Here is a 23,298-nt window from a genome sequence, read left to right on the forward strand (position 1 = left end):
AGCATTGGGAAACGTAGTAGTAAAGTTAGAGAATGTTCGAAAAAGGATTGGTGGAACGGAAATTATTCGTGGTTTATCATTTGAAGTTCGTGAAGGGGAAGTATACGGGTTCCTTGGACCGAACGGTAGCGGTAAGACAACAACGATTCGTATGATGACAGGTCTTATTTCAATGACAGAGGGCGATATTACAATTTGTGGTCATAGTATTCGTACGGAGCGTGAAAAGGCGCTAGAGCAAATTGGAGCGATTGTAGAAAATCCTGAACTATATGATTATATGACAGGAATGCAAAACTTGAAGCATTTTGCGAACATGGCAATTACACCAATTAGTAAAGAGCGCATTGCTGAAATTGTAAAACTGGTTGAATTAGAGCATGCAATTCATAAAAAGGTGAAAACATATTCACTTGGTATGAAACAACGTTTAGGAATTGCACAGGCATTACTGCATCAGCCGAAAGTTTTAATTTTAGATGAGCCGACAAATGGATTAGATCCAGCTGGTATTCGCCAAATTCGTGATTATTTACAACGTTTAGCGAAAGAAGAGAATATTGCTGTAATCGTATCAAGTCACTTATTAAGTGAAATTGAACTTATGTGTGATCGCGTCGTTATTATTAAGCAAGGTGAGTTTGTACAAGAATACAACTTACATGAACAAGCAAAACATGATGAGACAGTAGTTGTAGCGTTTGAAGTAGATAAAGTTCAGAAAGCAAATGAAATCATTACAGGTAAGGCGCAAGGAAATGTCATTGTAGTATCTGTAAAGAAAGAAGAAATTCCACAACTTGTAAAGAAACTTGTGAATGAAGATGTGCTTGTATACGGAGTTACCGTTCAAAATAAAACGTTAGAGGATGAGTTCTTAGCGATTACAGGGGGAGTGAAAGCGTAATGTTTAAATTAATTCAAAATGAATTTTTAAAGTTGCATGCGAAAAAAGGTATGTATATTTTAATTGGTGTTATTGCAGTATTGGAAATTTTGGGAGTTTTAGCGATGCTGAAATGGGGAGATGGAACTGAATTTAAAGGATCATATTTAGATTTTGCAAGTTCAGAGATTGGTTTAATTACTTTGTTTGCAACGATTTTTGGCATTACGATTGCTTCTCGTATAATTACGGATGAATTCCAAAAAGGTACAATTAAGCAGTTATTAATTCGTCCAAGAAAACGAATGACAGTTTTATTCTCTAAATATATTACAGTGTTACTTACTATAGTATTTATCATATTTGCTAACACGATTATTTCAATGATTATTGGCGGAATTGCAATGGATGGTAGTAAAACAGAATTAACGATAGGAATCGTAATGAAATCTACTTTATATCAAGTACTTTCACCGTTCTTCTTTGCGACGCTTGCATTTTTCTTAGCAAACGTATTTAGAAAGTCTGTCTTACCATTAATTATTACGATGTTCCTCTTCTTTTTACAAGGACCAATTAATATGGTACTGATGATGTTTGCAAAAGGTGTAGCGAAGTTTGTAGTGTTCTTCCATTTAAATTTAAGTGTGTACGATAGCAATAAGCTAGTAAGTGGCGGAATAGAACCAACATTTACAGAGTTTACATTTACAACTTCATTATTACTTGTAGCTGCATACTTTGTTGTATTACTTGTAGCATCAAGTGCATTATTCCAAAAACGTGACGTATTATAATAAAAGAAATCCCCGCTTGTAAAAACGGGGATTTTTATTACATAACTTTCTCGTATATTTCAACCGAAAGAAAAGAATGATTACTATATAGGGTGTTCAAAAGTATTTGAGAAAAATAGGAAGAATTTCAACTATATTCATATTATAATTTAGTTATCTGAACATGTACTTTTACTATCTTTGGAGGTGTTCGATATGCACGATGCATTTTCACGCATAAGACTACGCAGTTTTTTTGGATGGATGATTATAGGACTCTTCCTTACGATGATCCCATTAGGTCTATCAAATGTTTCTGAGAATACGACGGAGGTTATTTCACAAATAACTGTGTTTTTTGTATTTCCGTTATTTTGGTTATACGTAAAAACCAATAAAAATAATGTTATATTTAACAGTTTTTTTGATAAACCAGGACGTTTACCGTGGGGGTTAATTGTATTAGCAACGATAATGGGAATGATTTTTTCAGTTGGTATATCTCATATTCAATTTTACATATTAGCACATACGTTACCGAATTTCTTAGTTACTATGTTAGAAGATGGAAATGTTATTAATACGAGTAACATATATATGACGATATTTACTTTCATTTCAGCATGTGTGTTAGCACCTATTATGGAAGAGGTTATTTTTAGAGGCTTCTTTTTACAGCGAATGGCTTATAAATGGGGTATTAAAAAAGCTGTCATTATATCTTCCGTTATTTTTGGCTTAGGGCATTTTGATGTTATTGGTGCGTTCATGTTTGGTATTGTAATGTGTCTTTTATACATAAAGACGAAAAATATATGGACGAATATTGCTGTACACGCTCTAAATAATTTCATTGCAACAAGTATGCAATTTGTCGGCGGAGAAGAGAGCAGCGCCATTTCAATTCCTGAATTACAAGCGCAAAGTAATTTATGGATCGGTATCGGTCTTACAGTCGTTGGATTACTTTGGTTAATTCCTTACGTTTGGAAACAATGGCGTATGGTAAAAGAAGTGGGTGTGCCACCAGTGCGCTTCATAAATAAGGAAAAAGTAGTGAGTGCATCAGAAGGAAATGAAGTGTATAGTCAAGTGATTGTAACAGATAGATTGATGGCTGTAGAGCTACCAGATGAGGCTGTAAATAAGCTCCAATTAGAAGAAAATGATTATGTAACAGTATCTGTAGAAGACGATAAAATCGTTATAAAGAAAGCACATAATAGATAAGTAAAAAGTAGCTCTTTGTGAGCTACTTTTTACTTTGTAATAATTTCCACACGAAAATTATTGCCGTTCTTTACATATTTAATATCTGTAACAGTCCGAACTGCTTTTAAAATCTCAACTTTTTCACCAATTCGAGGGATAGTCGGAACATTATCCCAAATGCCAAGCAAGTCATCTAATTGTCCCGTTTTTTCATAAAACCAGATTTTCAATGTAAAGCCCCTTTCTCGAACTTTATGTATTTTAATACATAATATATCATTTTTATTCTTATTGTAAGGGGTTTTTATATATTTTATGAATAAAAATTAATTAATCTTCTGGGAAGATATGTTCAATATCAGGGGTAAGAGATATTTCTGATAATACGATATGAGAAACAGTCGTTGCATATGAAGAGACATCATTAATAAATTCTTCAAGTTCAACGAGTGAAGGAACAGAAATTTTTACAATGTAGCATAAGCTTCCTGTTACGCGGTAACAAAAACTTGCAGATGGATAGGACTGAATAAACTGTTGCATACGTGTTGTATCCCCGTTTTTTAAAGTGATTTCTAAAATACAGTCTAAAACAAGTCCTGCTTTTTTATAATCGATATCGATTGTGTATTTTTGGATCACGCCTTCACTTTCGAGTTTACGAACACGCTCTGCAGTAGACGGAGCAGATAAGTTTACTCGTTTCGCCAATTCACGCATGGAAAGGCGACTATCATTATATAATTCATTTAAAATTTTTCGATCAACACGGTCTAGTTGCATTTGTAAATATACCTCCAGTAAAATGATAATTTTTGTAAAGGAAAAATATAAATTAAGATTCATATGAAATGTAAAGAGAACTTTATTTATTTTACAATAAAACTGAAGGGAATAGGAGGGAAAATAATGGAGAGAATTTCATTATCAAATGTAGGAGATACAAAGTTTCAAAAGTTATTAGGTCATAATCCGGAAATATTACATTCGTGGAGTACATTAGAAAATACACTGTACAATAAAGGAACTCTTTCAGCAGAGCTGAAGGAACAAGTGAGGAGAACATTAGCGTACGGGAATGAATGCCCGTACTGTATGGCAAAGGGAAGGCCTGATGATATGCAAAAGGTAGAAGAAATTGGTGTAGCAGTAACTTTTGCGCATACATTTATTCATGACAAAAAGGCGATAGATGATAATATGTTTCATGTATTGAAACAATATTGGACGGAAAAAGAAATTGTAGAGCTTTGCGCTTATATTTGTTTTATTACTGCATCGCAACAACTTGGTTTTCTATTTCAATTACAGCCAAACGAAGCATTAAAATTATTTTAAGAAAATAATTGCGAATTATGTAGAAAAAAATAAGAATATTTCGTATAATTTAAGTACAATCATTTTGAAAATAGGGGTGGCATCATATGGAGCAAATTCCGGTAAAGAGAATAGAAGAAGTACTTGTTGTAGCAGGGGATGACAAACAAAAGCAAAAGGAATTTTATGAATTGCTCTTATCTACTGAGTTTTATGTTGCTGGCTCACTAGAAGCAGAGGAAGGGGCAACAGAAGGAATACTTCGCTTGCGTCATTTCCAAGGAGAGGGTAGATGGATCGTTCCGTTCTTTACACAAATGGAATTTGTAAAAGACGTGTTGCCAGAAGGAACACCCCTTATTACGATACGTGGGAAAGAATTATTTAGTAGCATTGAGAAAGATGCTACAGCAGTATTAAATGTCGGTACTGATATAAGTAAAACATTTATTCCAGAAGAAATTGCAGATATCGCATCTGGACGAATTTTTAACTATTATAAATAAAGTGAAACTTTAATCAGTGGGGGTTTTCTTCATCCCCCACTGATTATTAGTTGAACCAATCGGGCTTTAATGGGCAGCCCGACCCCCACCTAACTTCTTTGCTTTCGCTGCATTTTGAGGTGGGGGTCTTACTGCCCATTAAAGCGGGATAAAAGGAAAAGCATAATCGCTTTTCCTTTTTAATTTGAACACGGAGTGGCTATGCCAGAAGAAATAGAGAGTGTTTTATTATTTGTATTTATTGTCGCTGTAGCTCCAAGAGGAATCCCAATGTTTGGGCTTATATGTCCAATCGGTAAACCGAATAGGACAGGTATAGCATATGAAGTGAAATATTCATATAGTATTGTTTGCAATGATTGAGATGGTTTAGAAGGAGTGCAGTCATGACAACTTGTAAAAATAACACCACTACATTCATGAAACTTTCCAGATAAAAGTAGCTGATTTAACATACGGTCAATGCGATATGGTTCTTCCCCAATGTCTTCAAGCAATAAAAGTTTATTGGCTGTATTTATCTCGTAGGAGGAGCCAATGATACTCGTTAACACCGCTAAATTGCCTCCAACTAACTGACCTGTAACTGTACGGGAAGGGCTAGGTACGATACATTCTGATGAAGATAAAATGGTTGAATACGGATGAAAGAGTTGATTGAAAGAAGATAAAGAAAGAGAATCTACACCTTTCCCTAATTCTTCAACCATTGGGCCATGAAATGTCACAAGCTTTGCATAACGTGAAAAAGCAGTATGTAAAGCTGTAATATCGCTATATCCCCAAAAGATTTTTGGATTTTGCCGAATGATTTCATATTGAATGTGAGGGAGGAGACGAGCGCTACCGTAACCACCTCGTGCACAGAAAACAGCCTTTACTTCAGGATTTGAAAATGCTTCATGTATATCATCGAGCCGGACTTGATCCCTTCCAGCTAAATATCCATATTTCTCATAAACACTCATCCCGATTACTACAGATAAACCCATTTCTTGTAATACCTTTACACCTTTTAATACATTTTCAATTGTTGGTGGGCCGGACGGTGCAATAATCATTACTGTATCACCTTGTTGTAATGCATTTGGATATATCATTGTTTTCAGCCTCCTTCACTTTCAATATATTCGCTTCATAGGAAGTTCAATCCTTGTAAAAGAAGGGGAAAGTTTGTCAAATAAAGAAGATATAAGGGGAATAGGAGGGAAAATGATGTTTACAAGTCGAGTTATAGATACATTACAAATTAAGTATCCCATCATTCAAGCCGGTATGGCGGGTGCGATTACGACGCCAGAACTCGTTGCAGCTGTGAGTAATAGCGGAGGATTAGGAACGCTTGGAGCAGGCTATATGAGCCCAGAACAAATTCGTGAAGCGATTTATAAGATACGGGAACGAACAGATAAGCCTTTCGGTGTTAATTTACTATTAACGAAAGAGATACAAATAGAAGAAGAGAAGATAAACTTGGCCAAGGGATTACTTAGCGGAGTGAATAGAGAATTCGGTATAGAGGAAGAAGAACAGTTAAAGCTTCCAAAAAGTTATAAAGAACAATTACAAGTGTTAGTAGAAGAAAACGTGCCAGTCGTTAGCTTTGCATTTCAAACGTTAGAAAAAGAAGAAATAAATGACTTGAAAAGAAGCGGAATAAAAGTCATCGGAACAGCTACTCATGTGGCAGAGGCGAAAGTACTTGCTGAATTAGGAGTAGATATTATTGTCGGTCAAGGTAGTGAGGCAGGGGGCCATAGAGGAACGTTTATCGGGAAAGAACAGGACGCTATGATTGGGACGTTCGCATTAATTCCGCAGTTAGTAGCAGCAGTTCCGCATATCCCGATTGTTGCAGCAGGTGGTGTAATGAACGGGCAAGGGCTTGTTGCGGCATTTACACTGGGAGCAGAAGCTGTTCAAATGGGATCAGCCTTTTTAACGAGTGAAGAGAGTATTACGCATGACGTGTATAAAAAAGCGGTTTTACGTAGTACAGATACGAGTACAACTGTGACTCGTGCGTTTTCCGGGAAATATGCACGAGGTATTCGTAATGAATTTATAGAGAAGCATGAAGGGAAAGAAGAAGACCTTCCGATGTATCCGGTGCAAAATGTATTAACCTCTAAAATACGCCAACAAGCAGCAAAGCAAAATAATGGAGAATATATGTCACTTTGGGCAGGACAAGCGTCATCATTAGCAAGAATAGAATCAGCTCAGCATGTAGTGGAGCGAGTGATGAAAGAAGCAGATAACGTAATTGAACAATTGCAAAATGTATATAGAAAAAGACCACTTGAATAATTCAAGCGGTCTTTTCTTTAGTTTGCTTTATAAAATTGTTGGATGGCTTCATCAATATAAACCCAGCCTTTCCAACCTAAGTGCATGTGATCTTTTAAGAAGTATTTATCATACTCATGATTTGAGAAGTCGGCAATTGGATAGCCAGCTTTCTCAATTTGCTCATGAACTTTCTTATAGTACAATTCTCGGCGTTCTTTCGGGAAGCCAGCGTAATCGTACCAAGGACCTTTTACAGGAACAGAAATGAAGAGTGGTTTTGCACCAGATTGTTTTAATAAATCAAGTGCAATTTGTAAATCTTCATATTCTGGCGATTGATCATAAGCATCATTTTTTAAGTAACCTTCACGTTGCTTTAATTTCTTCTTGATTTTGCTGTTGAAGTAACCATCTTCAATACCGTAATTGTTAGATCCAGATTCTGCTGCACCTGTTTGATCTGCATGTTTACGAGCCTCTTCCCAGCTCATTTGTTTTAATGACGGGTCAAGTTTTTCTTTATGCGGTTTAATATTAAACATAGCTGTAAATAAATCTTTACGATCTAAAATGTTACGATAAATATAAGCGAAAGGTTTAGCAGCAAGTGCTTTTATTTTATGCTTTGTATCATCGTAAACGATACCTTCAAGCGAAATTTTAAGTAAAGTTTCTTTCTTAACGATCTCAAAGTTTAATAAACGCTTTGCAATTTGCTTTTTCATTTCAGGTTTTACATCATCGTTGAAAATGAAGTGGTAACCTTGTTGCTTTGAAAAGTTAGGTGCAAAGTGTGTTTCATCAATACCTTGTGGCACAAACCATTGCGGAGAAAGAACGAATACCATTTTCTTATCCTTCAATTGATCCATCGTAGATGCAAAGTTTAATACATGTACAAGGTCTTGTGTTCCGCCACGTCCAAGTAGGAATGGTGTGAATCCTTCAGGCTTTACTTTGAAATAATTTGATGGATGGTAAGCATCCATACGTGCGAATTCCGATGAACCATACATCGGAAGGTATTTCGAGTCTGCTAACATCTTTTGCTGTAAAATCATACTTTGAATCTTTTCTTCTTTTAAAGAAGTGGCAGCTTGTTCTACTTTTTCATCACTTAAAAGTGGAAGTAGGAAGCGCGTTGGAATAAGTAAGAATACAGCAAAAAGGGCCAATGCTAAAAGCATCGGACCAAATTTTGCTTTGTTCATCGGATTTCTTCCAACTTCTTAATAACCATGTTTGGAGTAGCCCACTCGTCACGGTCAAAATCAGAAATAGAAACTTCAATATCTAAACGCTCTTGGAATTCAACTAATAAAGATACTACAGCGAAAGAATCAAGAATACCTTCTTCAAATAATTGAACATCTAAGTTTTCTTTCACAATATCGTTTTCACATACTTCTTCTAAAATATCTAATACTTGCTCTTTGAATTCTGCCATTTTTAAAATCTCCTTTATATCCGAAATATATTATATGTGCAACTTCTTAATGGTATAAGAAGGGTGCATTAAAAGTATCTGTTAAGGTGTCCAGAGAAAATGAGGAAACCGAAACATACAACGTGGAACGTAATTACAATCGCAAGGACGTGTGTAAATTTATTGTTTGGCCAAAACTTATGCTTCTTGTTTTTTCGTTCAAAAATATCGAATAAAATAAACAGTGCGGCATGATATAGACCATAAATAACATACTGCGCAACAGCGCTTCCTTGGATGTGCCAAATTCCCATAATGAAGAAGTTTAAAAATGCCCCGATATACGAAATAGTGTAACGGTTCTTAATTAACTTTTTCTTCGTTGCAAAAAAGACGAAACGCATGTAAATAAAATCACGGAACCAGAATGATAAACTCATGTGCCAGCGGTTCCAGAAGTCTTTAATATTACGACTAAGGAATGGCTTATTAAAGTTTTCAGGAGTTTTAATTCCCATCATATAACTGATACCAATTACGAACGCACTATAACCTGCAAAGTCAAAGAATAACTGCATGCTAGTAGCGTACATAAAAATCACATTAGATAAAAGTGTATCTTGATTGGCGAATACTGCCTTTACAAGGTATGTTGTTATCAAGTGCGCGATTATAAACTTATACAGAAAACCTTGGAAAATACGATTAAGCCCTGTATATAGTAAATTTTGATATTCCTCAGCACTAGGTGGCTTTTGGATATCTTTTTGGAATCTACGATAACGATCGATAGGTCCACTTGAAATCGCAGGGAAGAATAAAACGAATTCCCAGAAATTAAAGAAGGAAAGTTCTTTAATTAAATTATCACGAACTTCAAAGACCATTTGTACAGCTCTAAATGTTACATAAGACATACCTGCGAAAACAATAAAATGCAATTCAGGTACAAATGGTGCGATTTTCGCCAAAATAAGTGGCAAAATCGATAAAATAACAGCTATACAAAACATGAATGTACTATTATTTTGTTTTCTTAAAATTAAATAGCCTTTAATTAGGGCATATTGCCAAATAATAAATGCGGCTAACATAATCGCTTGCTTCGGTTTATCTGAGAAGATAATAGCAATCATGACTAATGTTAATACTGCATTATATTTACGCAACATTTTACCTTTTAATCCAGCTATGATAGTAGGTATTAATAAAATGCCCACTATAGCGAAAAAATAAAATGATCCATATGCGGTCATGCTGTAACCTCACTCAATAATTTTTTGCGATCTACCTTTCCATTTGGTGTCATTGGAATAGAAGATTGATACATGAATTTACGTGGAATCATGTAGTTTGGTAATCGCTCATTGAGTTCTTTTTTGATTGCAGATGTTAATTTGAATTCTTTTTCAAATGAATGTTCTCCAGGAACAACAACCGCTAATAAATAATCGTATTTCTCACCTTTTTTAATTGGAACGATAACTGCTCCTTCTACGTAAGAACACGCACGAAGATGATGCTCAATTTCTTCTAATTCCATTCGATAACCATGCAGCTTAATTTGGAAATCAAGACGACCATTATAGAATAGAAGACCATTTTCAACATAGCCAGCATCGCCTGTTTTATAGGCGCGCTCACCGTCAATCATAGTAAATGCTTTTTCTGTTAATTCAGGGCTTCCTAAATATCCAACGCTTACGCTTGGACCGACAATTACGATTTCACCTTTTTCACCATCAGGTGCAATCGTTCCATCTTCTTTCATAATAAGAAGGCGGCAGTCTGATTTACAATAGCCAACTGGAAGTGATTTGTATTGATCAAGCACTTCTTCTGTAACGTGAATACCTGTTACAGCGACAGTAGCTTCTGTTGGACCGTACGTATTCATAATTGTTGCTTTTGGGAAACGCTCAATTAATTTTCTAGCTACTTCATTTGGTAACACTTCACCGCAGAATAAGAATGTTTTCATGTTCGGTAGCATACTCTCAGAGAAAGATGCTTCCATTAAACACATTTCTGCGAAAGATGGTGTGGAAGTCCATACTTGTATATCCGATTGCTCTAAAGAAGCAAACAAGTCTTTTGGACGTGCAATCATATCTTTATCGATTGCCCAAAGTGTACCACCTGTTACTAATGATGGGTAAATATCCATGACAGATAAATCGAATGAGAAAGGTGCTTGGTTTAAGAATACTTGCCCCGTTTGTAAGTTGAAATCTTCTACAGCCCATTTTGTAAAACTTACAAGGCAGTTATAAGTAATCTGAACCCCTTTCGGATTACCTGTGCTTCCTGATGTGTAAATAATGTAGAAGTTCTCATCACCTTTTACCGCATGTTCAGGATTTGGAGTGTTCCCTTTATGAGTAAAGAAAATATCTTTTAAGTTGTCCTCACTTACAATGCGAACTGGTAAATCAGTTACAGTTACTTCAGTTCCTGATAAAAGTAGTTTCGCACCAGAATTTTCAGCGATACGTTGTACACGATCAGCTGGGATAGATAAATCTACAGGAATATAAGCATGTCCAGCTTTTACACATCCTAAAAAGTTAATAATCATTTCAGGTTGCATATGGCCATACACCATAATTGGTGAACGATCATCTGGATACTCAGAAGAAATCCAATGTGCTAACGCATCAGAATCTTCCTTTAATTGTTTGTACGTAATTTTCGCATCTCGCCAAACAAAAGCAGTTTGATCAGGCGTTTCAATAGCCCACTTTTCAATTTGTTCTAATAACTTCATAACGTTCCCACCCTAGAATTCATTGTAAATAAATGTACTTGTGTTTGTATCATGGAATCCATACAACCAAAGTAATGCAAATAAAATTGCAAGGTAATAAACCGTCTTTGCAACCCATTGTGTGAGTGGTCGAGACCATATCTCTTTTAATCTTTCCATGTCTTTCCCTCTCTTAATGAAATAATAGCTCTTTGTAGGTATCATGTCCTACATTATTGTGAAAAAAACAAAATTCCACATTTTAGGTAAAAATAAGTCAAAAGGCTCTTTTCTGATATTAGCACTAAATACTAAAAAAGAAAATCCCTAACTTAGCAATTATATTACATTCAGCATCAATTTGTAATGGATTTGATATGTAAATAGGAAGTGGATTGTGTGAATACATAAAAGTGGACTAGAAGAATACGTAAAATATAGTATTTGTGCTTATGAGTCATTCGAGACGAAGTAAACTTTTACATTTTTAGCCCTTTTAAAAAGGAGGAAATTATCATGGATAGAGTGTGGAAGAATCTAATTTCGGAAGAAAATATCGTGAAATGGAGAAGGTATTTCCATAAGTATCCAGAATTATCGTTTCATGAAAAAGAAACTTCGCAATTTATATATGATACAGTATGCTCATTTTCTTCTTTTGAAGTAACGAGACCGACGAAGTATAGTGTACTAGCAATTAAAAGAGGAACCGAACAAGGGAAAGTGATTGCGATTCGAGCTGATATAGATGCGTTGCCAATTCAAGAGGAGACAAGTAAATCTTATACGTCTGTGAATAAAGGTGTAATGCATGCATGTGGGCATGATGCTCACGCGGCTATTTTGTTGGGTACAGCAGAAGTACTATCAAATATAAAGGAAAATTTTGTAGGTGAGATTCGTCTATTCTTTCAGCATGCAGAAGAGGTGTATCCCGGCGGGGGACAAGAAATGGTTGAAGCAGGCGTAATGGATGGTGTTGATTATGTAATAGGTTTACATGTTATGTCAGGACTTGAGAGCGGGAAGATAGGCATTGCGTATGGGCCGATGATGGCTGCACCAGACGTATTTACAGTTGAAATTCAAGGGAAAGGAGGGCACGCGGCGAGGCCAGAAGAAACGATAGATTCTATTGCTATCGGAGCACAGATTATTACAAATTTACAACATATTGTATCAAGAAATACAAGTGCTTTTATGCAAAGAGTCGTTTCGGTTACGCAGTTTCATGGGGGGATGGCTGATAATATTATTCCTAGTGCAGCAACTTTAATGGGAACTGTTCGTTCATTTAATCAAGCATTAAGGATAGAAGCCGAAGAGAAAATTGAGAAAATCGTGAAAGGAATTACAGAAGCACATGGAGGGGCGTATACATATTCGTATCGATATGGATATGATCCGGTTATTAATGATGAATATATTACGAAAGTAGTAGAAGAAAGTGCACTATATTTGTTTGGAAATGAGCGTGTTGTGAAGCTTGAACCTTCTATGGGAGGAGAAGATTTTTCGGCATATTTAAGAAAAGCACCTGGTTGTTTTATTAAATTAGGGACTGGTAATAAAAAGATAGATACTTGCTACCCGCATCATCATCCAAAATTTGATGTAGATGAATCAGCTCTCATTTATGGAGTGGAATTATTTTTAGAGACAACAATGAGATTATTGAAATCATAGAAAAGTATAAAGTGAAACTTTAATCAGTGGGGGTTTTACTGCCCATTAAAGTGGGATAAAAAAAGGCAACTGCGCTCTATCGCAGTTGCTTTTATTTCTTTCCGTCAGAGAGGGCTGAGAAAGAACTATGCTCATTTATAGTATATGAATAGCTAACGGACAAGCTTGTACATTTTAATCATTTTTTTTAAAAAAGTTGTTGACAGTGATAATCAATGTCAATTAATCTAAAAGCAGTTGAAATTGATAATTATTATCAATAGGATGGATGCGACATGTTAATGAGAAAAAAATTTCACCTTCTACGGAGGGGATTAAAAGATAAAAATAAAGAAGTTGATCAGCATATGGAATGGCAACGAAATGTAATTCGTTCTGAATATGTAGATGAGAAGAAGAGCATTCAAACAGAACAAGAGATACAAAGTAAAGGGAGAGGTTCAGTTGAGTAAGTTAGTAATGATTTTTGCAAGTATGAGTGGAAATACAGAGGAAATGGCTGATCATATTGCCGGCGTGATTCGTGAAACTGAAAATGAAATTGAAGTGATTGATATTATGGATTCACCAGAAGCTTCTATGTTAGAACAGTATGATGGAATTATTTTAGGTGCATACACTTGGGGAGATGGTGACCTTCCTGATGATTTCTTAGATTTTTATGACGCAATGGATTCTATTGATTTAACTGGGAAAAAAGCGGCAGTATTCGGATCATGTGATTCGGCTTATCCAAAATATGGCGTGGCAGTTGACATTTTAATAGAAAAGCTAAAAGAACGCGGGGCAGAAGTTGTGTTAGAAGGATTAAAAGTAGAATTAACGCCAGAAGATGAAGATGTAGAGAAATGTTTACAGTTTGGAGCTGAATTTGTAAAACACCTTTCTTAATGGCAGAAGGGAGATGAAGAGCAAGTGCATGAGAAAATCGCAATTAAAACGATGACAGATTATCATTTGTATGATTTTATGCGTTGTCCGCATAAATTTTATTTTCGTCATATAAAAAGAAGAGAACCTTCTTCGTTTGAATGGCAACAAATCGCACAAATGATTGTGAATCGAATTATTAACGAATATTACACACTACCGGCAGGCCAACAAACGAAAATTGTACTTTTAATATTAATAGAAAAGTATTGGAAAAAAGTAAGGATTAATATGTTTGCTTCGAAGATGGAGTATTACATTGTGTTAGCGAAGCTAACGGATCACTTATTACAGTTTGTTGAAAGAGATGATAGTCAGACACCGCCGTTATTTTTATATGAAAAATTTCAAACATATATGGAAGAGTTAGGTGTCCACATGTCATTGACATTAGAAGTTGGTGAGTGGAGTACTGAGTCGTTTGTAATTAAAAAGTATGTTGTCGATGCGGATGAGGAAATGCTTGCTCTTTGTCAAAAGTTAATGACAGTATTTAGTTATAAAGCTTTCGGCATTCTTCCAGGGAAAATTGAAGTTATTAATTTAATAGAAGGAACTACGTATGACTACATTCCGAAACCGGAAGATATTGTAACTGGAATGGCTCATTTATCTAGAATGAAAGAAATGTTACAGCAACCTGAGCATTATACAGAGCGTCATTTTCGTTCTGAGTGTATAAGTTGTGCATTTCGTAGTGAATGCCAAGGGGAAGAAGTAAAGAAAGAAGCGAAACAGAAGAAAAATATCGTACATTAAAGAATGCAATGTTGCATTCTTTTTTGTTATTGACATGAAAAGCTTTTCATCATGTACCGTATATTTGTAGCAGATTTTAATAAAGGGAGGAATAATCAATGAAAGATGAAACGCAAGTATTTCAATGGTTAAAAGAACAGAATGCTCCTTTTGGGATTCAACTGCAAATTTTACAAGCATTTCAACTATATAAAGTCATTGTTGAAATGGATAAAAAGTTAATGATGTATGAGGAGAGGGAATATAGGGAGAGAATGTAATCTCATCCCTGCAGTATTACTTTCAGTTGTTCTATACTTGCTAGAAATTCAAGTTCATTCTTTGTTTCAAAGTTATAAATCATATTATGTAGTAAAGGACTGTATTGATAAAAACTTGTGATGCGGTGAATGAGTAATGGATCATGGTGTGAAGTAAGTGTACTGTATTGTTCATATACTGATGTAGTAAATTCATGTCCGAAATCATAATATAGCCCAGCAAAATCAAAGGCAGGATCTCCAATTTGAGCATCACCAAAATCGATAACCCCTGAAATGGTTTTATTTTGTTTATCAAATAAAATGTGATGATGTGTAAAGTCGGCGTGAATGATTGTATTTTGAAATTTAGATGTAGCTAGACAGGCAAAGAAATTCTCGAATAAACGGTTTAAGGTTGATTTCTGGAACGAAGTTAGACTGTTAGTAACATACTCATTTAATTTAGCTTGTAGCTCTTTCCAGTAGGTAAGTGTTTTTTCAATAGGGAATCCTAACGCTGTAACACTTTTTAAAGGAATACTATGTAGAGCAGCAAGGAAAGTTGCTAATTGTGTAATAAGTGCTTTTCGTTCTTGTTTTTCTAGTGTAGTAACTATTTCTGTTTTTAAAGGTTCACCATGAATGAGAGTATAGTAGCTACAAAGCGGAATAGCATCAGTATTCTTTTCATAGAATAGGTGATACTTTGGAACTTCAATTTCATGTAGTGAACAAGAGAGAAGTGTGCATAGTTCTTTTTCTAATGGAATTCGCATTGCATATTCCTGTTTTCGCGGGAAACGAAACAGTAGCTCATCATTTACTATAATCGCTACATTATCCCATCCTTCCTCATTTTGTTTATAGGAATGTATAGAAAGATTAGGTAGAGCTTCTTTAATATATTGTTTGTAAGAGTCCATAATTGTTCCTCGTTTCTAAGTTAAGTTATTCCACTTCATGATATCAGAATTTTCTTTCTATATGTTAAAATATAACTATCATTATGAAGAAGGGCGGGAGAATTACGAAGAAAAGAATAGTAATCATTTCTCTATGTATCGTTTTTGGACTGTTTTGGTCATATAAAGAAGAAGTTTTTGCTAGCTATAAACCGATTGATCAGTACGGATTAAATAAGGAATTAAAGAACAAAAGCATAGAAGTTTTAACTCATAATGAAATGAAAAAGGTAGGAGAACATTTTGCGGCAGAACAACTATCAGTTTTTGAATTTCATAATAAAGAAGATGTGAAACGAAAAGGTGAAGAAATATTTGTAAATAGAGGGTATGAGCAATTAATAAAAAATTATTATCCAAATCGTTTTCAGGATTTAGAGTATAAATTTACAAACGAGGAGATACGTGAAGTGACGGATGAAAATTTTCTCTATCAAACTGTAGCGTACGTGGCGGGTACTGAAAATGGTAAGAGAAGCGAAATTGAATTATGAAATGAAAATTGTAAAGGTTAATCATATATTTAAAGTGTTAGAACAAAAACAGTACGTACAATAAAGAGAAATATGAACCAGTACCATAAATAGCGGTATAAAAAAATCCCCCAGTTCTTCGAGGGATTCTAAAGGTTTTCATTTTGTTGACCAATTTCTTTTTGAGCAATATATAAATTTCCTTGCTCGACTTGTTTCTGAGTAAGAACCGAATCACCTGCATACCCTTTTTCTGTTTTCACAATTCTTTTTGAACGATTGGAATTTTGTTTCTTCATATAATAAACCACCTTTCATCAAAAATAAACGAAAATGATAAGCACGAGTAATACAGCAGCAAAAATGGTAATACCCATTAAAAACGAAGTGTTTTTATATTTAGGTGGCTTATGTACATCTTGCCGATATCCAGGTGAAATTTCAGGGGCGAATTCTTCGTCGAATGATTGCTTTTTTTCTTTTTCGTCCATATGTATCCACCTTTCTTTTTCATTATGTTATACGTTTAAAGAAAAAATATGCATAAAGAAAACCGCCCTCTATCGTGAGCGGCGGTTTTCTATTGTATATTTTCTTTGAACTTGAAAGAGACGGATAAGAAGGAAGGTGGCGCCAAATGCTAAACCGATAATAAGACCAATCCAATATCCTTTTGCTGCCCAGTCCGTATACTTTGCTAATATGTAACCGAGAGGGAGACCGATTACCCAATAAGCGATTAATGTCATAATTAAGGAAACATTTACGTCTTTATAGCCACGTAGTGCCCCTTGTACAGGAGTTGCAATTGCATCTGAAATTTGAAATAAAATCGCAAATATAAGAAATTCTTTTGCTAAATGATGAACTTGTATATCTGTCGTATAAATAGAAGCAATTTCATCATCAAAGAAGTAAAGAAGAATGGAATATAATAGGGCGAATGCAAGTGCTAAGCCAATCCCAATAAACCCATATTGTTTTGCGTTATTATATCGTTTCGCTCCAACTTCGAATCCAACAGCGATAGTCATTGCCATTGCTAAACTTAAAGGCGTCATATATAGCAAGGAAGCGAAGTTCATAGCTGCTTGATGAGCTGCGATTGTTGTCGTACTAAAATTACTCATCATAAGTGTTACTGCAGCGAAAATACTCGTTTCAAAAAAGATAGCAAATCCGATAGGGACGCCAAGTTTTAAGAACTCTTTCCAACTAGAAAGAGAAGGGCGATATAACTGTTTAAAAATATGGAAAGATGCAAAAGGCTCTTTCGTACGAATAATCATAACGGTAATAATTAAAATGCACCAATAGGTTGCTGTAGAAGCAATTGCTGCTCCGACACCACCGAGTTTTGGAAAACCGAAATGCCCAAAAATTAATACATAATTTAATATTACGTTAATAGGTAATGATAGTAACGTAATAATCATCGTTGTGCGAGTTTTTCCTAATGCATCAATAAATCCACGTAAAACAGTGTAAGTAAATAAAGGAATAATTCCAATTGCAATAATACTTAAAAATTGTGCTGCAATACGTTCTACCGGTTCTTCTAATCGCATGCCATTTAAAATGGGTGTAACAGCGAAAAATCCAATAAGTATAACGACGAAGCTAGCGCAAATTGCTAAATAGACTGCTTGTATGACGACTTGGGGAACATCTTCTTTTTTCTTGGATCCAACGAGTTGCGCAACAATTGGAGTTGTAGCCATCAAAATACCTGTTAATCCCGTACTAACTGGAATCCATATACTCGTTCCGATAGCAACCCCTGCTAAATCAATAGGGCTTGCATGTCCTGACATTGTTGTATCAAAAAAGCTCATTGCAAATAATGACATTTGCGTAACAAAAATCGGGAAAAATAGTAATACAAATTGTTTTAATTTTTGTGAGAATGTACTAGTTTCTTTCATAAAATCCCCTTTCTACGTAAAAAAGAAAACTCTTACTATCATACAATTTAATCAAAAAATAGAAAAGGAATAAGTTTATTAAAACTACGGTTTGACTATAAAAAAGGATGCACTTTGAAAGGGGATAAGGTATTATGGTAAGGTATGAAAAAATTACATATTATTAGTTATTAAGGAGGCACTACTCGTGGCTGATTGGTTAATTGGAATAATCATGGGTGCTGTTGAAGGTTTAACAGAGTTTTTACCAGTTTCATCAACAGGGCATATGATTTTAACAGGTCATTTACTTGGATTTGACGATGAGAGAGCGAAAGTTTTCGAAGTTGTTATTCAATTGGGATCGATTTTAGCAGTTGTAGTTATATTTTGGAAGCGTCTATGGTCTTTAGTAGGTATAGGGAAAGTAACAGACGGACCATCGTTAAATTTATTACATATTATTATCGGAATGATTCCTGCCGGCGTACTTGGCGTATTGTTCCATAGTGCGATTAAAGAAGTTTTATTTGGGCCAGGCCCAGTTGTCATTAGCTTAGTGGCTGGTGGTATTTTAATGATTGTTGCTGAGAAGTTTTCAAAACCAAGTACAGCAAGAACATTAGATGAAATCACATATAAGCAAGCATTTACAATCGGAATGTTCCAATGTTTAGCGCTTTGGCCAGGATTTTCTCGTTCTGGTTCTACAATAAGTGGTGGTTTATTAGCTCGCGTGTCACATACAGCGGCAGCTGAATATACATTCATTTTAGCAGTACCAATGATGGTAGCTGCAAGTGGCTTAGATTTAATTAAAAGCTGGGATATATTAAGTGCGGCTGATATACCGCTATTTGCAACAGGATTTATTACGGCGTTCGTTGTTGCAATGCTTGCAATTGTTTCATTCTTAAAATTATTATCTCGTGTAAAACTAACACCGTTTGCTTACTACCGTTTCATTTTAGCTGCGGTATTCTATTTCTTCATTATGTAAGAAATAAATTCTTGGTAACACCCTATAGAATAGACATTTGAAAAAAGTCTATTCTATAGGGTGTTTTTTATCGTGAGAGAAAATTTTTACTCTCATATACTTGTATTTCACCATATGAAATATGACATAATGATGTCGATATAATAATTTTAAGGAAATCGATAGTGTATTTGAGAGGGGCAGTTTAGTGAGTTTTGCAATAGAAATAGTAATTCCAGCACCAATTGATGTTGTATTTGATTATGTAAATAATGACGAGAAAATAATGGAATGGAGTACCTTTATGGTGGAAAATAGGTATCCTCCACATGTAGATGTAAATAATCCTCGTGAAGGTGATAAATATATATCCGTGCAAAAGATGGGGAAGAAAATATATGAGCTTGAGGCAGAAATTTTAGAGTGTGAAGCACCTTATATCGTATCAATTGGATGTGAAATGAAGCAAGGCTATACAGCCGCAACTTATATGTTAGAAGAGGATGAGGAAGGTACATCACTTACTTTAATTATAGAATTTGAACCGAAGAATTTTTTATATAAGATTATGTATAAGTTGACTGGATGGATGACCCGTGCAGTATATATGGGTGAAATGGAACGGTTAGCAGAGTGCGTAGATGCTGCATATTCTCAGAAAAAGGATTGTAATTTTGCTTAATAAAAAACCTGCCGAAATCGGCAGGTTTTATTTTACTACTTTCTCAATCATACTTTCCATTACATGTTCCCAAAGAGAAGTGTCATCAGCTAATGTGGCACGGAAATTAGCGTACATTTCTTTTTGTTTCTCTTCGAATGTTGGATCTTCTTTTTCAGGCAATGTAGCGCGCATTGAAGTTACTAACTCTTGTACTTTTGGAGCACGTGGTCCCCAAACGGCTTGTTCGTTTCCATCTTTATCAATGAAAATAAAGATTGGAATCGCACGTGCTGTTCCGTTTGTTAAATATTGATCCATTAATTCTAAGTTTTCATCGCGAATTAATAATGACATATCAATATTTGCAACTTCAGAAATTCGTTTCATAACAGGCACGCATAAAAGAGCATCGCCACACCAATCAGCTGTTAATACGATAACACGCCAGCCATCATTTTGACGTTCTTCTAATACAGGAAGTAATTCATTTGGAATTAAAAAGTTATTGTAAATGTGCAGTAGCTCGTATTGATTTACTTTCATTTCATTCACATATGTATCAAAGGACATACCTTTATCAGCCCATTTTTGTAAGTTCATAAGTAACACCTCTTTCGTATGATTTGTTTTCATTGTACCAATTTTTATATAGAAAAGCTTGTATTCTTACTCTTTCTTGTCACTTAATAATTTACTTAATAGGAAAAAGAATAGTACGACACATAATTCAGCTATGTTGGATAGTTGCACGCTCTCTATCCAATCGTCAGCGGTATGAATGACGAACCAATCTAGCGTAATTTCAATGATTGCGAAAAGAGTAATAGAAAGCCAATTTGGCATGTTTTGTGTCATTGGATATAGCAGTGCCTTGAAGAAACCGAAGATGAAAAATGTAATACCGTCTAAGAAAGTAATTAATAAAAAAAATAGAAGTAAGGCAGTGCGCGACCTATACTCTACACCAGTAATATGAAAGATTCCTACATATACAAAAAATATAAATGCAAAAATTACAATGAGGAACAGAATAACAAAACCAATAATCAAAGTTTTATCTTTTAGATTGAAATTCGAAAATTTGTCTTCTTCACCCATTATCCTAACTCCTTTTTTTGGAAATTCAACTTCATTTTATCATGAAATATCTATTAAAAAACTACGAATTATGGGAAAATAAGGTGACAAAAAGTAAGATTTCATGTAAAATTATTAATAAGGTTTTTATTTAATCAAATGAAATAAAAGGGGCTGTCAAAGTTGTCTCAAAATCGAGAGCAATTAATGGAAGAACTATCGACAAATGTTTTTGCTATGTTCCGCACGTTGCGTAATGATATTGGAAAAATATTTGGTGGTTACATACCGTGGAATGAGTTCATCGTTCTTAGAATATTGAATCGTACGAATAAAGAAATGGTATCACGTGTGGCGAATGAGTTAAATGTGTCGAATAGTCATATTACAGCTGTTACAGAAAAATTAATTAATAAAGGTTTTGTAACTCGTTCACGTTCTACGTCAGATCGCCGAGTTGTATATTTGGAGATTACTGAACAAGGAAAAGATTTAGTTGCAAAAATGGAAGGTGCAAAAAAACAATATTTGCAAGAAAGATTTTCTACGCTCTCAGAAGAAGAAATGAATATAATGATATCTATTTCTAAAAAACTTATTTAAGTTATTATAAGTAAGAAAACGCTTACACTCCGAAAAAGAAGACTTTCCTTATATGAGGAAGGTCTTTTTTCGTATGTAAAAGATTATAAAAAAGAAAATATGTAACATACTACTAATAAAGGAAGGGGGCAGAAATATGACAAATCGAAATGGTAGTAAAGGGAGCGGAAATCAAAGCTCACCGAAATCAGGGCAATTTCAACAAGAGTTTAGTGCAGAATTTGAAACTGGTAACGATAATAAAGGAAAAGAATATCGTTCGAAAAAGGGAAGTAAATCAAAAAAGGAGTGAATCATTTCACTCCTTTTTTTGATTTAAGATGCGGCAGATTGATCTGTATTATATTTTTCTTCTGATTTTGCGACAATCATTGCACAAATTGCATCACCAGAAATATTTACAGCTGTTCTTGACATATCTAGAATGCGGTCAATACCGATAATTAAGGCAATACCTTCTACCGGTAGATTGACTTGATTTAAAACCATCGTCAGCATTACAAGGCCAACACCTGGTACACCAGCAGTGCCGATACTAGCTAGTACAGCAGTTAATACGACTACAGCTAGTTGGGAAATAGTAAGTTCAACGCCGTATACTTGAGCGATAAATACAGTTGCTACACCTTGCATAATGGCAGTACCATCCATATTAATTGTTGCACCTAGTGGTTGTACAAAAGAGCTGATTGCTTTTGGAACACCAAGCTTCTCTTGTGCGGTTTTCATTGCAAATGGAAGAGATGCATTAGAGCTAGATGTACTAAACCCAATCGCCATTACTGGTCCGAAATGTTTAAAGAAACGGACAATGCTTTCTTTTGCTAATACTTTTAATAAGCCACCATATACGAAGACGCCGTGAATAATAAGTACTAGCATAACGACAATCATATACTTGAACATCGCAGCGACGCCTGCAAGACCCATTTTACCGACGGATGAAGCAAGCAACCCAAATGTTCCGATTGGAGCTAATTTCATAACGAGATTAACGAGATACATCATTAATTCGTTGCCCTGTTCAAGTAATGAATGAATACTTTGGACACGTTTTCCTAAAATAGCTATACCAAGTCCAATTAATACGGCAAAGGCAATAATTTGTAACATGTTTCCATCAGCCATCGCTTTTGCTGGGTTATCTGGTACGATATTTAGCAATGTATCGACGAAAGATGTTTCGGTTTTTGCACCTTCATATTTAAGCCCTTCGGTTTTAAAATTACCACCAGATCCTGGTTGTATAATCAGTGCAAATGTAACTGCAATAGAGATGGCAACGGCTGTAGTTACAAGAAAGAATGAAATTGATTTTAAACCGATTCTTCCAAGTTGCTTCGGGTCCCCAAGACCAGCAGCTCCAAGTACGATAGAAATGAATACAACAGGGACAACTAGCATTTTAATGAGGCGAATAAACAATTGACCAAGTGGATTGAACACATATTGATTTAATGGTTCAAAAATGGATGGTGCAGCTAAATTTAAAGTGAGTCCGACAACTAAACCGAGAAATAATGCAATTAAGATTGCTTTTGTTTGTTTCAATAAAACCCCCTCCTTATTTTTGTGAAATTACTTTCTACATTAATTGTACCGAAAAACTACCTATTTCGACAATATTTTCTGAATATTTTGCATGAAAAGTATCTATTTAAATATAGATTGCTTTTACGAAAGTAAGCAGAAAAAGCTAAATAAACTATTTAGAAAACAAAATAGACCATCACACAGGATGGTCTAGGGAAGGGGACAATTTATGTCAATTTAATTAGGGATGGAAGTTGTTCAAGACACTGGGGAATGTCTTATAAATTAGGGAGGAACAACTTCGATACATATACTATAAAATGTG

The 23,298-nt window shown here is 34.9% G+C and carries 30 protein-coding genes and 1 pseudogene; 16 read left to right on the forward strand and 15 right to left on the reverse strand.

What is annotated here, in order from left to right:
• The first annotated feature begins 4 nt into the window (after window positions 1-4).
• The 3 genes from ACTFRN_RS08685 to ACTFRN_RS08695 all read left to right on the forward strand — a co-directional run bounded on the left by ACTFRN_RS08685 (window position 5) and on the right by ACTFRN_RS08695 (window position 2,892).
• A complete protein-coding gene (locus ACTFRN_RS08685) occupies window positions 5-907 on the forward strand; it encodes an ABC transporter ATP-binding protein (RefSeq protein WP_088106560.1) in 903 nt (300 codons plus the stop codon).
• On the forward strand, window positions 907-1,683 hold the full coding sequence (locus tag ACTFRN_RS08690; protein ID WP_000475446.1) for an ABC transporter permease: 777 nt from the start codon (window positions 907-909) through the stop codon (window positions 1,681-1,683). Before ACTFRN_RS08685 ends, ACTFRN_RS08690 begins: the two co-directional genes overlap by 1 nt.
• A 195-nt stretch (window positions 1,684-1,878) precedes the next feature.
• Window positions 1,879-2,892: a CPBP family intramembrane glutamic endopeptidase gene (locus ACTFRN_RS08695; protein ID WP_000543562.1), complete on the forward strand. Its 1,014-nt coding sequence runs from the start codon at window positions 1,879-1,881 to the stop codon at window positions 2,890-2,892.
• A 29-nt stretch (window positions 2,893-2,921) separates the two neighbouring features.
• Here the strand turns inward: ACTFRN_RS08695 and ACTFRN_RS08700 are convergent, their stop codons facing one another.
• Together ACTFRN_RS08700 and ACTFRN_RS08705 are read right to left on the reverse strand one after the other, a co-directional pair.
• A complete protein-coding gene (locus ACTFRN_RS08700) occupies window positions 2,922-3,104 on the reverse strand; it encodes a DUF3913 family protein (protein ID WP_000708112.1) in 183 nt (60 codons plus the stop codon).
• A 100-nt stretch (window positions 3,105-3,204) separates the two neighbouring features.
• Window positions 3,205-3,657, reverse strand: a complete 453-nt coding sequence (locus tag ACTFRN_RS08705; protein ID WP_001175495.1) for an Lrp/AsnC family transcriptional regulator — start codon at window positions 3,655-3,657, stop codon at window positions 3,205-3,207.
• 63 nt (window positions 3,658-3,720) lie between these two features.
• Between ACTFRN_RS08705 and ACTFRN_RS08710 the strand changes: the two genes are divergently transcribed.
• Window positions 3,721-4,212: a carboxymuconolactone decarboxylase family protein gene (locus ACTFRN_RS08710; RefSeq protein ID WP_124878256.1), complete on the forward strand. Its 492-nt coding sequence runs from the start codon at window positions 3,721-3,723 to the stop codon at window positions 4,210-4,212.
• A gap of 86 nt (window positions 4,213-4,298) precedes the next feature.
• Window positions 4,299-4,697, forward strand: coding sequence for an SseB family protein (locus ACTFRN_RS08715; RefSeq protein WP_000435209.1), 399 nt, complete (start codon window positions 4,299-4,301; stop codon window positions 4,695-4,697).
• 179 nt (window positions 4,698-4,876) lie between these two features.
• Here ACTFRN_RS08715 and ACTFRN_RS08720 read toward each other — a convergent pair whose 3' ends face one another.
• Complete coding sequence (locus ACTFRN_RS08720; protein WP_088106561.1) at window positions 4,877-5,797, reverse strand: S66 peptidase family protein; 921 nt, start codon at window positions 5,795-5,797, stop codon at window positions 4,877-4,879.
• Between the two features lie 115 nt (window positions 5,798-5,912).
• Between ACTFRN_RS08720 and ACTFRN_RS08725 the strand changes: the two genes are divergently transcribed.
• Window positions 5,913-7,007, forward strand: coding sequence for an NAD(P)H-dependent flavin oxidoreductase (locus ACTFRN_RS08725; protein WP_000495255.1), 1,095 nt, complete (start codon window positions 5,913-5,915; stop codon window positions 7,005-7,007).
• 17 nt (window positions 7,008-7,024) lie between these two features.
• Here ACTFRN_RS08725 and dltD read toward each other — a convergent pair whose 3' ends face one another.
• The 5 genes from dltD to ACTFRN_RS08750 form a co-directional block, all read right to left on the reverse strand.
• A complete protein-coding gene (gene dltD, locus ACTFRN_RS08730) occupies window positions 7,025-8,200 on the reverse strand; it encodes a D-alanyl-lipoteichoic acid biosynthesis protein DltD (protein ID WP_001030280.1) in 1,176 nt (391 codons plus the stop codon).
• Complete coding sequence (dltC, locus tag ACTFRN_RS08735) at window positions 8,197-8,436, reverse strand: D-alanine--poly(phosphoribitol) ligase subunit DltC (RefSeq protein WP_000807310.1); 240 nt, start codon at window positions 8,434-8,436, stop codon at window positions 8,197-8,199. Before dltC ends, dltD begins: the two co-directional genes overlap by 4 nt.
• A 68-nt stretch (window positions 8,437-8,504) precedes the next feature.
• Window positions 8,505-9,671, reverse strand: a complete 1,167-nt coding sequence (gene dltB / locus ACTFRN_RS08740) for a D-alanyl-lipoteichoic acid biosynthesis protein DltB (protein WP_000127924.1) — start codon at window positions 9,669-9,671, stop codon at window positions 8,505-8,507.
• Window positions 9,668-11,182, reverse strand: a complete 1,515-nt coding sequence (gene dltA, locus ACTFRN_RS08745; RefSeq protein ID WP_000770525.1) for a D-alanine--poly(phosphoribitol) ligase subunit DltA — start codon at window positions 11,180-11,182, stop codon at window positions 9,668-9,670. The genes dltB and dltA overlap by 4 nt, the downstream gene beginning before the upstream one ends.
• 12 nt (window positions 11,183-11,194) lie before the next feature.
• Window positions 11,195-11,341: a teichoic acid D-Ala incorporation-associated protein DltX gene (locus ACTFRN_RS08750; RefSeq protein ID WP_000440293.1), complete on the reverse strand. Its 147-nt coding sequence runs from the start codon at window positions 11,339-11,341 to the stop codon at window positions 11,195-11,197.
• Window positions 11,342-11,677: 336 nt separating this feature from the next.
• Here ACTFRN_RS08750 and ACTFRN_RS08755 point away from each other — a divergent pair, with 336 nt between their 5' ends.
• The 5 genes from ACTFRN_RS08755 (at window position 11,678) to ACTFRN_RS08775 (ending at window position 14,796) form a co-directional block, all read left to right on the forward strand.
• On the forward strand, window positions 11,678-12,847 hold the full coding sequence (locus ACTFRN_RS08755; protein ID WP_088106562.1) for an amidohydrolase: 1,170 nt from the start codon (window positions 11,678-11,680) through the stop codon (window positions 12,845-12,847).
• Window positions 12,848-13,122: 275 nt separating this feature from the next.
• On the forward strand, window positions 13,123-13,299 hold the full coding sequence (locus tag ACTFRN_RS08760; protein WP_000929013.1) for a hypothetical protein: 177 nt from the start codon (window positions 13,123-13,125) through the stop codon (window positions 13,297-13,299).
• Window positions 13,292-13,738 carry a flavodoxin gene (locus ACTFRN_RS08765; protein ID WP_000041158.1) on the forward strand — a complete coding sequence of 149 codons (447 nt, stop codon included), beginning with the start codon at window positions 13,292-13,294 and terminating at the stop codon, window positions 13,736-13,738. The genes ACTFRN_RS08760 and ACTFRN_RS08765 overlap by 8 nt, the downstream gene beginning before the upstream one ends.
• Before the next feature lie 24 nt (window positions 13,739-13,762).
• Window positions 13,763-14,536, forward strand: a complete 774-nt coding sequence (locus ACTFRN_RS08770) for a hypothetical protein (protein ID WP_000544549.1) — start codon at window positions 13,763-13,765, stop codon at window positions 14,534-14,536.
• 98 nt (window positions 14,537-14,634) lie between these two features.
• Window positions 14,635-14,796: a hypothetical protein gene (locus ACTFRN_RS08775; RefSeq protein ID WP_049110980.1), complete on the forward strand. Its 162-nt coding sequence runs from the start codon at window positions 14,635-14,637 to the stop codon at window positions 14,794-14,796.
• A 2-nt stretch (window positions 14,797-14,798) separates the two neighbouring features.
• Here ACTFRN_RS08775 and ACTFRN_RS08780 read toward each other — a convergent pair whose 3' ends face one another.
• Window positions 14,799-15,701: an aminoglycoside phosphotransferase family protein gene (locus tag ACTFRN_RS08780; RefSeq protein WP_000379001.1), complete on the reverse strand. Its 903-nt coding sequence runs from the start codon at window positions 15,699-15,701 to the stop codon at window positions 14,799-14,801.
• A gap of 83 nt (window positions 15,702-15,784) precedes the next feature.
• On the opposite strand from ACTFRN_RS08780, the pseudogene ACTFRN_RS08785 reads away from it, so the two are divergent.
• A pseudogene (locus ACTFRN_RS08785) lies at window positions 15,785-16,298 on the forward strand (biotin transporter BioY).
• A gap of 64 nt (window positions 16,299-16,362) precedes the next feature.
• On the opposite strand, the gene ACTFRN_RS08790 reads toward ACTFRN_RS08785, so the two are convergent.
• The 3 genes from ACTFRN_RS08790 to ACTFRN_RS08800 all read right to left on the reverse strand — a co-directional run bounded on the left by ACTFRN_RS08790 (window position 16,363) and on the right by ACTFRN_RS08800 (window position 18,138).
• Complete coding sequence (locus ACTFRN_RS08790) at window positions 16,363-16,512, reverse strand: hypothetical protein (RefSeq protein ID WP_000744619.1); 150 nt, start codon at window positions 16,510-16,512, stop codon at window positions 16,363-16,365.
• Window positions 16,513-16,530: 18 nt separating this feature from the next.
• Window positions 16,531-16,704 (reverse strand): hypothetical protein, encoded by a 174-nt coding sequence (locus ACTFRN_RS08795; RefSeq protein WP_000343559.1) that lies wholly within the window; start codon window positions 16,702-16,704, stop codon window positions 16,531-16,533.
• Between the two features lie 69 nt (window positions 16,705-16,773).
• Entirely contained in the window at window positions 16,774-18,138 is a 1,365-nt protein-coding gene (locus tag ACTFRN_RS08800) for an MATE family efflux transporter (protein ID WP_074615402.1), read from the reverse strand.
• Between the two features lie 187 nt (window positions 18,139-18,325).
• Between ACTFRN_RS08800 and uppP the strand changes: the two genes are divergently transcribed.
• Entirely contained in the window at window positions 18,326-19,117 is a 792-nt protein-coding gene (uppP, locus tag ACTFRN_RS08805) for a bacitracin resistance undecaprenyl-diphosphatase (RefSeq protein ID WP_000796248.1), read from the forward strand.
• A gap of 187 nt (window positions 19,118-19,304) precedes the next feature.
• Window positions 19,305-19,778, forward strand: coding sequence for an SRPBCC family protein (locus tag ACTFRN_RS08810; RefSeq protein WP_014893189.1), 474 nt, complete (start codon window positions 19,305-19,307; stop codon window positions 19,776-19,778).
• Window positions 19,779-19,805: 27 nt separating this feature from the next.
• Here the strand turns inward: ACTFRN_RS08810 and ACTFRN_RS08815 are convergent, their stop codons facing one another.
• Complete coding sequence (locus ACTFRN_RS08815) at window positions 19,806-20,393, reverse strand: thioredoxin family protein (protein ID WP_116733374.1); 588 nt, start codon at window positions 20,391-20,393, stop codon at window positions 19,806-19,808.
• A gap of 33 nt (window positions 20,394-20,426) precedes the next feature.
• Window positions 20,427-20,858 carry a regulatory YrvL family protein gene (locus ACTFRN_RS08820; protein WP_000503436.1) on the reverse strand — a complete coding sequence of 144 codons (432 nt, stop codon included), beginning with the start codon at window positions 20,856-20,858 and terminating at the stop codon, window positions 20,427-20,429.
• A 162-nt stretch (window positions 20,859-21,020) separates the two neighbouring features.
• Between ACTFRN_RS08820 and ACTFRN_RS08825 the strand changes: the two genes are divergently transcribed.
• Window positions 21,021-21,440: a MarR family winged helix-turn-helix transcriptional regulator gene (locus ACTFRN_RS08825; protein ID WP_000081439.1), complete on the forward strand. Its 420-nt coding sequence runs from the start codon at window positions 21,021-21,023 to the stop codon at window positions 21,438-21,440.
• A 136-nt stretch (window positions 21,441-21,576) separates the two neighbouring features.
• Window positions 21,577-21,732, forward strand: a complete 156-nt coding sequence (locus tag ACTFRN_RS08830) for a hypothetical protein (protein WP_014893188.1) — start codon at window positions 21,577-21,579, stop codon at window positions 21,730-21,732.
• Window positions 21,733-21,755: 23 nt separating this feature from the next.
• On the opposite strand, the gene ACTFRN_RS08835 is transcribed toward ACTFRN_RS08830, so the two are convergent.
• The gene (locus tag ACTFRN_RS08835; protein WP_000814819.1) at window positions 21,756-22,991 is read right to left on the reverse strand and encodes a dicarboxylate/amino acid:cation symporter; all 1,236 of its coding nucleotides are present in this window, start codon (window positions 22,989-22,991) and stop codon (window positions 21,756-21,758) included.
• Window positions 22,992-23,298: the final 307 nt, after the last annotated feature.

Source organism: Bacillus cereus group sp. MYBK245-2 (genome assembly GCF_051916145.1).
Taxonomy (GTDB): Bacteria; Bacillota; Bacilli; order Bacillales; family Bacillaceae_G; genus Bacillus_A; species Bacillus_A pacificus.